Consider the following 9,405-nt stretch of genomic DNA (forward strand, 5'->3'; position numbering starts at 1 on the left):
AAAGTTAAATTACTCAAGCGCTCATGCAAATTATGCTCGGCTTAAAGGGAAGGGATTGGACGCCTCCATTCTTCCGGCGTCCCGCTGTCCCTCCTCGGCTTACGAGAGTTGAGGTTCCGAGGACTCCCGCGAACACGTTGAATCAGGATATAGGATTCCCTTGTATTGGTAGGAAACAGTACCTTGAAAACTTCATAAAATGAGTAGAGATAGCTAATGTCCAACAATCAGGGCAAAAAAGCGACGCTCAAGCAAAATGGCTGAAACCCTGATTCTTTCGTGGTGAGCTTCGCCGCCTTATCTGGTAAAGCTTTCAGCCGTTTTTTCAGGAAATTTTACCCCGTTGAATAGGTCAAAATTGGTGAGCTTCGGTAATGGCTTGTAGAACCCATACAGGGTAAGGGTTTCAAATTGAGGGGTTACACTTACCTCTTCCCCGTCAGGGGATGGAAACGTGTCAGAAAGCTCGTGTACCGTCGCTTCATACGTTGGGTTACACTTACCTCTTCCCCGTCAGGGGATGGAAACGGGTCTGTCTGAATGTGTTTAGCATTGAGTATCCGTGTGTTACACTTACCTCTTCCCCGTCAGGGGATGGAAACAAGCAAAGAGCAAGATGCGAGATCTTTTGCAGCCAGGTTACACTTACCTCTTCCCCGTCAGGGGATGGAAACCACGATTCCTCCTTTTGCGCTTGCATTTCTTGCAGAGTTACACTTACCTCTTCCCCGTCAGGGGATGGAAACCCAAAAAGCTTGGCGACCTCAGCGCAATTAGTCGTAGTTACACTTACCTCTTCCCCGTCAGGGGATGGAAACGTTGGTGGGTGTTTAATATGATAATCTGAATCAGGAGTTACACTTACCTCTTCCCCGTCAGGGGATGGAAACAGACAGAGTATGTCTTCCATATTCTCACAGACCCAAGTTACACTTACCTCTTCCCCGTCAGGGGATGGAAACTCTACGTTTGTCGTCTATGGTCTGGACAAACTCCTGGGTTACACTTACCTCTTCCCCGTCAGGGGATGGAAACCTTCCTTGGTTTTTGGTGATAGTAGTTGGTATATTGTTACACTTCTCTCTTCCCCGTCAGGGGATGGAAACTATTGAGTCTTTTTTAGCCGCCGTAGCTTGACTAAGTTACACTTCTCTCTTCCCCGTCAGGGGATGGAAACAACTTTCTCAACTCCTACGTTAGTCAGAACTTGACCAGTTACACTTCTCTCTTCCCCGTCAGGGGACGGAAACTCTGAAAAATCAGAGAACCCTTCAGAGAAATCAGTATCTTTGCCATCTACCTAAAAAAACCCTTTCCCTTCAAAAACCGCCGCCGACTTGGAAATCCCCTCTTCCACACCCAACTAAAATCGAAGGCATCAACCATCACTCATCAAACCACCCATGAAACGCCCTTCGATAGTCCAACTCATCACCGACCCCACCAAAAACTTTCTCACCTTTTTCCTCATCGGCAACCTATTATTTACCGTAATATCCGATGGCATATCCGCCCTATTCTGGGAAGTCTTCGGCTTATGGTTACACACCCAACTCGGACTCAACCTTGCCTTACTCAAAGCCTCAATCGTCGCCAGTCTCACCCTCTTACTTCTGTTAGTCATATACGTCACCAAATTCCCCCGCTGGCTAAAACAAAAACTGGTCAAAATTCCCCTCCTAGGCATAAAAGTCCCCGACCAAACCAACGTTATCCCCCTAACCACCACCCGACCCGGACTCATCGCCGCCATGAGTCCCAAAGCCAATTCCCCCGCAGAAGTCGCCATCTTCCATCACTGGAATAACGGTCAAACTCCCCACCTAAAACACTGCTGGTTAATTTGCACCCACAAATCCCTACCCTACGCCCAAGACATGATCAAAAAACTCACCGACAAAGGCATCACCCAAACCGTTGAATTTCACTACGGAAACTATCAACTCGAAGACCCCGACAATCCCGGACAATACCTCAACTTACTCGTTGAAGACGACGTTATTGACGACCCCAACTACATCCGCCGCCTCGTCAACGGCATCTACGCCGACGCCCAAAACCAAGGCATAGAAGAATCCGAACTCATCGCCGACTACACCGGAGCAACCAAAGGAATGACAGCCGGAATCATTCTCGCCTGTGCCACAGCGTCCAGGCAATTGCAATACATCAGCCAGATTTATAATTCTCAACTAATGGAAGTCAACGTCTCCTACAAAATCAAAGAAGCATGAATTATGGGGGTGTAGGGTGTCGGGTATGGGGAAAGAGAAAGAGGTTAACTCTTCAAGCCACCTGTAGGGGCACGATATTATCGTGCCCTTACCATAAATGGCGTGTGTTTTTATAGCAGTCGCCAAGGCGATTAGGACACAGCAAAATGCGCCAAACCTTGACCCGTCAATCTCTGCCCTTCTGCCCTCTGCCTTCTGCCTTCTGCCTTAAAAAAGCCTTCTGCCCTCTGCCTTCTGCCTTCAATCCTCATACAACTTTGCCTCCTTCCGCACATCCACCGCCACCCGAACCCGCAACTCCCAAGGCAAAAGCACCTCAACAAACGGACGCCAAGCCTGAAGCCGCATCAACACATTCGGATCACCCTGCCGATAAATCGCCCGATAATAAGCATCCTCACGAGGACGAGACTGAATCACCCGCAACAACCGCTGCCGATGCATCACTGGCGCTTCCCGCTTCACCAACCTCATCGCCTCCTCATAACTCACTAACTTAAACGTCTCATGGCGTACCGTTCCCTGGATATAGCGCCGATTATGCAACCCATCAAACCGCAACAACAATAACAACGGCTGTTGATAATAATCAAACCCCCACGCCTTCTCCATTTCCGCCTGAATGAAATCCGGAGTCGGTAAATCCTGCTGCTGATACCGTTGTCCTAACGACTCCGGAACCCGTCCATCCTGCCACTCCAACGGCACAATCACCTCAATTCGGTCTAAGCGATAATTACACCAATTCATCGCCCCATAAGGATCACGCCCCCAAGCGCACAAATAAATTGCCCGTTGCACATAATAGATACAAACCGGATAAACCACACAATCCACCTCCCCATCCAACTTGGCACTTCTATACCGTAAAAGCACAGGCGGTATCGGCGTTTTCGCCCACAACTGCTTCAATTGATCCTGCAAATCCTCCACTTTATCCAACAACCTCCGAGGCACCACATAATCCACATGGAGAAAAAACCGCTGCACCCCATTCACCTGTTGGCGGTGATTCCAAGCCATTAACCCTAAATCCGGAGGCAAAAAATTATAATCCTCCGCCGAACCCTGATTCGATGTCGCCATCGAGAAACTAGGAAACCGCTGCACCCGCCAATATCGTCGCCCTCGATACCTCAACCATCCCAACTGAGTCAAGGCTTGTAAATCCCCCGCCAACATACGCCGAGTCAGAGAAAACAACGGTTGATTCAGCCAATCCTCAACCGCATCCCGACGCCAATCCGTATGGCGCACAATCATCCGTATCCACGTTGGCTTCTCCACCCCCGTCCCCTCCGCAAATAGCCAACTTGCTGCCGTTTTCCGACAGGGACATCGGGAATCCGCATGATAGAGAACCTTTTCCCCTTTCGGATGACTCTCCGTAAAAAACACATCCCGCCACTTAGCATAAGTAAACGGTTCGGGCAACTCCAACCGTTCCCCCTCCTGACCATAAAGCAAACGCAGCCACACCCACAGGCGCACCGCCCTGGCTAAGTTTTGCTTCAGGGAACCCCGTGTTAACCATTGCAGCAGTTCTAGAGTGGGTGGGTGGTTAAACATAAGTTGGAAACAACCTCTTCCATAAGGGTGTTAAAGTAGCAGCACAACCTCAAACAACGGTTGAACCTACAGTTTTGAACGAACACCAATGTCACCAATTCAATTAGACCTCTATTCCCATCAAACCGAGAACGGACTCGCCTACCAACACCTGCGAATTCGCCTCACCAGTCCTGATGGTATCATCGAGCCACAGGACTTAAAAGGATTAGAACTCCCCGCCAATATCCAGTCTAGTCAAGGCGTCGTCATCGAAGGCAGAGGACCCATCTGGTTATATAGCTACCTCGTCCACAAATGTCATGCTACCGCCTGGGTAGGCTGTTTCGACCCCCGTTTAGAAGGCGCTGTCGTTGTCGAAAGTCATCACAAAGGAGTAGCTGTCGGTCAAGTCCTCAAACTGACTCTGCCCTAATATCATGTCCGGTGGAATACTTACACTATCGGTGGAGACAAGGCAGAGGGCAGAAGGCAGAAGGCAGAAGGCTCCAAGGAAAGGAGGAAGGTTGCAAGGCGAAAGGGAATAATGACTGTTCAGGCGGACATGATATAACACATCAAGTCAGTAAAAAGTATACCCTAGACCCAAGTAAAGGGTAAAAAGATAAAAGTAAAAATATGCCCTTGAGCGAAGCGAATACCCCATAGATAAATCTATAGCGGTTCTTATTTAGAAGCATTACACCCGACACTCTTTGACGTTACCATGGTTACTTCTATTCGTCATCAACTCCAACTTTTTGTTACCCAAATCCACTCTCCCCAAGGTCAACATTATCAATGTTTAGAAATCGACATTTGTGGTGAACTTCAGCCATCTACCTTAAGCCATCTCGAACTGCCCAAAAACTTAGACTTCAATCAAGGAATAGTCCTCTGGGGTTCAGCACCAACTTGGCTCTATAGTCACCTGATTAAACGTTGTCAATCTGCCCCTTGGTTAGGTTGCTATAACATTCTTCTCGGTGGATTCGTCGTCGTCGCCAGTCGCCATTCTGCCATGGTTCCAGGGGATTGTTACAGACTCATGAATCACGACCAATGTGCAGCCATCCTAATTGGCGGTTCCCCCAATAGCGGCAAAAGCGTCCTCTGTCATGCCCTAGACTATACCCTCAACCAAAGCGTACCCGACAAACAAATTCACCTACATCGAGCGCAGTGGGATGGCGAAGGAAATTGGTATGCTCAGATGAAAAATCGACCCTTAGCCGACGAATTAAATCGGCGTTATCGGGCAGAAAAAAGCGACCGTTTTTTCCTTTTTCATGGCGACGCCGTGAGCAATATTCGTCAAGACATGGAATTGGTTTTAGTGGATTTTGGAGGAAAGCCAAAACCCGACGACATCATCCTGTTGCACCGTTGCACCCATTACATTATTATCAGTTCTCAGCCCGACGATATTCCCGAATGGCACAATTTTTGTAGAAAACGAGGCGGACTCAAACCCTTAGCCGTCATTCACAGTGTTTTAGATGAGCGGTTAGACGTGTTGCAGGAAAAGCCCTATTTAGAAATCATTGCCGGACCTTGGGAACGGGGAAAAACCTTTACTGTACCCGATATTTTACTTGAGAAAGTCTTAGCGTTAAGTAAAACATAAAACGGCAAAAGATAAAACTTCAGGGTAAAGGTGCGTTATATCATGCCCTATTCATGTAGAGACGCGCCATGGCGCGTCTCTACTGCCAGGTTATCTCTGGCAATCTGCGTCTTCACCAAGTAAGGCGCGGTTCATGAAACGTCAACACATCTCTTCTTGTCTCCCTGCACTCTGGCTTGTTTCACCGAAACATACTGCTGACTGAACTGTCTTCATGAATGCGCCAGATGGTTTCTCCCAACAAGTTGGCGACAGAAAGCATAGTCAGTTGCTCAAAATGATTATCTTGGGCAACTGGAATCGTATTGGTGACAATCACTTCTTCAAAGATTCCACTGGAGAGGCGTTCAATCGCAGGTGGCGAGAAGACAGCATGAGTTGCACAAGCATAGACTTGTCTGGCTCCCTCTTGACGCAGAATCTTGGCACCTGCCGAAATCGTCCCCGCCGTGTCAATCATGTCATCGACTAAAACAGCCGTTTTGCCCTTGACATCTCCAATCACATTCATCACTTCTGCCACATTATGGGCTTGTCGTCGCTTGTCAATAATGGCTAAGGGCGCATCATCCAGCTTTTTGGCAAACGCTCTGGCTCTAGCGACGCCACCCACGTCGGGGGACACAACCACCAGATCAGGGAATTGCTTGCTTGCCAGATAGTCCAAGATCACTGGGGAACCGTAGACATGATCGAAGGGAATATCAAAATACCCTTGGATTTGGGCAGAGTGTAAATCCATGGCTAATACCCGATTTGCGCCCGCCTCGGTAATCAAATTTGCCACTAACTTAGCCGTAATTGACTCTCGTCCGGCGGTTTTGCGATCGGCTCTGGCATAACCGTAGTATGGAATAACAGCAGTAATCTGCCGTGCGGATGCTCGCCGACAGGCATCAATCATAATCAGCAATTCCATCAGGTTATCGTTTACCGGATGGCAACTCGGCTGAATTAGGTAAACGTCGCACCCACGAATGGATTCTTGAATTTGGATGTATAACTCGCCATCGGCAAATCGTTTGCGAACCATTGGTCCGATGTCCATGCCCAAATAGCGAGCAACTTCTTGTGCTAGTGGAACATTAGCAGACCCAGAAAACAGTCGGAGACGATTATTATCCGCGATTAGCGGCAGCGTAGGCTGAAGCGTTAACGTTGCAGAACGGCTCACAGCAGACCCTCGAAGCTCATTTCAAGGCAATCTTAACATTTGCTGTTGTCTATGGTTCTAGTATTTCTCATAAATTGACAAATCGGGCGATCGTAAGTCTTGCCCCCAGCTCAAAGATACCACTGGTTTTAGTTTTGCCGTGCGGAGATGACACCCAAGTTAGTTATTCTATCCAATTGAGACAATAGTTTTCCCATCGAATTGATTGAACTATCCAATTATTAATCAAAATCATATCAAACAGGCTAAATAATTATTTTTTTTAAAGGAAGTCGGGAGTCAAAAGGCAATAAATCAGTCCCAAGCCAGAGGCGGAACAAACCAACTCAACGAGATACTTGGATATAATTTTCGCCTAAAAAGGTTAAGAAATGTAAACATGGCTGAGTTCCTTCAGATTGAGTAGGAGCCAAGCCCTGTTAAGTAGGGGCTGCTGAATATCAAACCCTTACATAAACGTAGCTTGCTTCTTTTCGGGAGCGAGTTCTCCATCGTTAACTTGAATTGTGTCCACCCACTCTAGCTAAGTGAGGGTTTCCTCAACAGCCACAGATAAAATAAATGTAATAAATGCCAGGAAGTGACCGTCTTCTCATAAAATTTAGACGGGTAGACCATCCTTCCTGTTTTCCCCTAACCTCCAATTCACAAGCTCATGGAACAACCGATCGCCTCTGGAACTATTCTGCAAGCCCGTTACCACTTGATCCGGGTTCTGGGTCAAGGGGGATTCGGTCGCACTTACCTGGCGGAAGACCTGAATCGGTTTAAAGAACTTTGTGTACTCAAAGAATTGATTCCGCCTCAGACTGAAGCCTATACCTTGGAGAAATCCAAAGAACTGTTCCAACGGGAGGCAACCACCCTCTATCAAATTAAACACCCGCAAGTCCCGCAATTTCGAGCCACGTTTGAGCAGGATGGGCGGTTGTTCTTGGCACAAGACTACGTTGAGGGGAAAACCTATCGCGAGTTACTCAATGAGCGCCTAGAACAGCTAGCTGGCAATCCCACACCCGGAACGGAAGCCGTAGGGATTCCCACACCGCCTCAAAATACACCCATGGGGAACCCCGTCTTCTCCGAAGCCGAAGTTAAACAGCTACTCCAGCAATTATTGCCCGTATTAGAACATATTCACAGTAAGGGGATCATCCACCGCGATATTACTCCCGATAATATTATTCTGCGCCAAGGCGACCAACTCCCAGTATTAATTGACTTTGGTGTGGTCAAGGAACTCGCTACCCGTTTACAATCGCCGGATATGGCAACCCCAGCCACAACGGTTGGCAAACTGGGTTATGCTCCCAGCGAACAAATTCAAACTGGAAAATCCTATCCCAGTAGTGACCTTTTCTCCCTCGCGGTTACTGGCGTGGTGCTACTGACAGGCAAAGAACCCAGGGAGTTACTGGATAATACCCAGTTAACCTGGAACTGGCAACGATGGGTGACAGTGAGTGATGAATTTGCCCGGATTCTGAACCGGATGCTAAGTTACAGACCAGGCGATCGCTATCCATCTGCAACCGATGTACTCCAAGCGCTGCAATCTCCACCCCCTCCAGCCGCCTCTACGCCACAACCAGACGCCAACGTTTCCGGTATGGCAACGGTAGCCGTAGGACGACGTCCGGAACCGCAGACACCACCCGCGAGACCAGCCGCGCAATCCGAACCTGTGATTCCTGAACCCAGTAACGACTCGATTTGGGAAAAGCCTGGGATGGTTGTGGCAATTGGTGCTGTATTAGCCATAATTGCCGGGGTGGGTTCTTGGGCAATTGCTAATCGACTAAGACAGGAACCAACTCCCCCAGAAACCATTGTGGAGTCTCCCTCTCCTTTGCCCACCGAAACTGAATCTCCCTCCCCTTCACCCACTCCCACCGAACCCCGAGTCTCTAGTCGGACTCTGGCGCTGTCTCCCGGTAGAGAACTGTCTATCGAAAGCTCATTACAGCCGAATACTATTGTTAAATACCAGATTCAGGCGGAACAAGACCAGACGTTGGAGGCGTTTATTCCCACAGAAGGGGTATATATGACTGTCCTTGGACCCGACGAGCAACCCGTAGGCGATCGCGCGACACGGGTGCAGCAATGGCGCGGTCAACTTCCCTATACCGGAGAATACACGATTCAATTAAGTTTAATTCCGGAACTTCCAGAAACTGAGTACCAACTCAATTTAGACTTAACGGAAGCTCCCGAACCCACACCTTCGCCAACGGAAAGTCCATCTCCGTCTCCATCTCCATCTCCATCCCCATCTCCATCTCCATCTCCATCCCCATCCCCATCTCCATCCCCCTCTCCCTCTCCCACTTACGAAACCGAACGGCTGATCATTCCTGAAGGAGAACAGGCAATTCAGTTTCAAGGTCAAACCAGACCCCAACGGATAAAACGGTATCGTGTCAATGTAGAATCCGATCAGCAACTAGCGGTAGAAGTGATTCAAGGTGATGTCACCTTAAATATCCGCAATCCTAATGGTCAGTTAATTGAAGATGCCTCAAACATCAACTTTTGGCAGGCACAATTGCCTCAAGGGGGCAACTATATCATTGATGTAATTGCCCAAAGACCAACCACTTTCACTTTGGGTGTCAGTCTAACTAACCGCTCGTAAATGTCTACCCATACCTACCCAAAACTAAGCATTTTGGGTAGGCGGGGTGAGCGTGCAGACTCAGCCGTAAAAAAGAGTAACCTACCATCTGGCAAGGTTGGCTACGCTTTTTTGGTCATGACACCCAAGAATGAACGCTAGTTTTTGGCACTGTCGGAACTATCAACGAAAGGCGAGACATCAA

Annotated in this window: 6 protein-coding genes and 1 CRISPR repeat array; of the genes, 4 read left to right on the top strand and 2 right to left on the bottom strand. The window is 48.4% G+C overall.

Translation table 11 applies throughout. The annotated features are described in order from the left end of the window. The first annotated feature begins 418 nt into the window (after nt 1-418). Nucleotides 419-1,250: a CRISPR direct-repeat array (repeat unit 36 nt; unit sequence GTTACACTTACCTCTTCCCCGTCAGGGGATGGAAAC). Nucleotides 1,251-1,403: 153 nt separating this feature from the next. After that, nucleotides 1,404-2,234 (top strand): CRISPR-associated protein, encoded by an 831-nt coding sequence (locus tag RIE73_RS16880; protein WP_446402281.1) that lies wholly within the window; start codon nt 1,404-1,406, stop codon nt 2,232-2,234. A gap of 240 nt (nt 2,235-2,474) precedes the next feature. On the opposite strand, the gene RIE73_RS16885 is transcribed toward RIE73_RS16880, so the two are convergent. Next, nucleotides 2,475-3,803: a TIGR03985 family CRISPR-associated protein gene (locus tag RIE73_RS16885; protein ID WP_446402282.1), complete on the bottom strand. Its 1,329-nt coding sequence runs from the start codon at nt 3,801-3,803 to the stop codon at nt 2,475-2,477. 88 nt (nt 3,804-3,891) lie between these two features. On the opposite strand from RIE73_RS16885, the gene crn3 (RIE73_RS16890) reads away from it, so the two are divergent. Together crn3 (RIE73_RS16890) and crn3 (RIE73_RS16895) are read left to right on the top strand one after the other, a co-directional pair. After that, nucleotides 3,892-4,218 carry a CRISPR-associated ring nuclease Crn3/Csx3 gene (gene crn3, locus RIE73_RS16890; protein WP_446402283.1) on the top strand — a complete coding sequence of 109 codons (327 nt, stop codon included), beginning with the start codon at nt 3,892-3,894 and terminating at the stop codon, nt 4,216-4,218. Nucleotides 4,219-4,509: 291 nt separating this feature from the next. Beyond that, nucleotides 4,510-5,409 carry a CRISPR-associated ring nuclease Crn3/Csx3 gene (crn3, locus tag RIE73_RS16895; RefSeq protein WP_446402284.1) on the top strand — a complete coding sequence of 300 codons (900 nt, stop codon included), beginning with the start codon at nt 4,510-4,512 and terminating at the stop codon, nt 5,407-5,409. 181 nt (nt 5,410-5,590) lie between these two features. Here crn3 (RIE73_RS16895) and RIE73_RS16900 read toward each other — a convergent pair whose 3' ends face one another. Beyond that, entirely contained in the window at nt 5,591-6,583 is a 993-nt protein-coding gene (locus tag RIE73_RS16900; RefSeq protein ID WP_446402285.1) for a ribose-phosphate pyrophosphokinase, read from the bottom strand. 655 nt (nt 6,584-7,238) lie between these two features. Here RIE73_RS16900 and RIE73_RS16905 point away from each other — a divergent pair. Further along, nucleotides 7,239-9,221, top strand: a complete 1,983-nt coding sequence (locus tag RIE73_RS16905) for a protein kinase domain-containing protein (RefSeq protein WP_446402286.1) — start codon at nt 7,239-7,241, stop codon at nt 9,219-9,221. The last annotated feature ends 184 nt before the right edge of the window (nt 9,222-9,405 follow it).

The sequence above is a fragment of the Coleofasciculus sp. C1-SOL-03 genome, assembly GCF_040220555.1.
Classification (GTDB): domain Bacteria; phylum Cyanobacteriota; class Cyanobacteriia; order Cyanobacteriales; family Coleofasciculaceae; genus Coleofasciculus.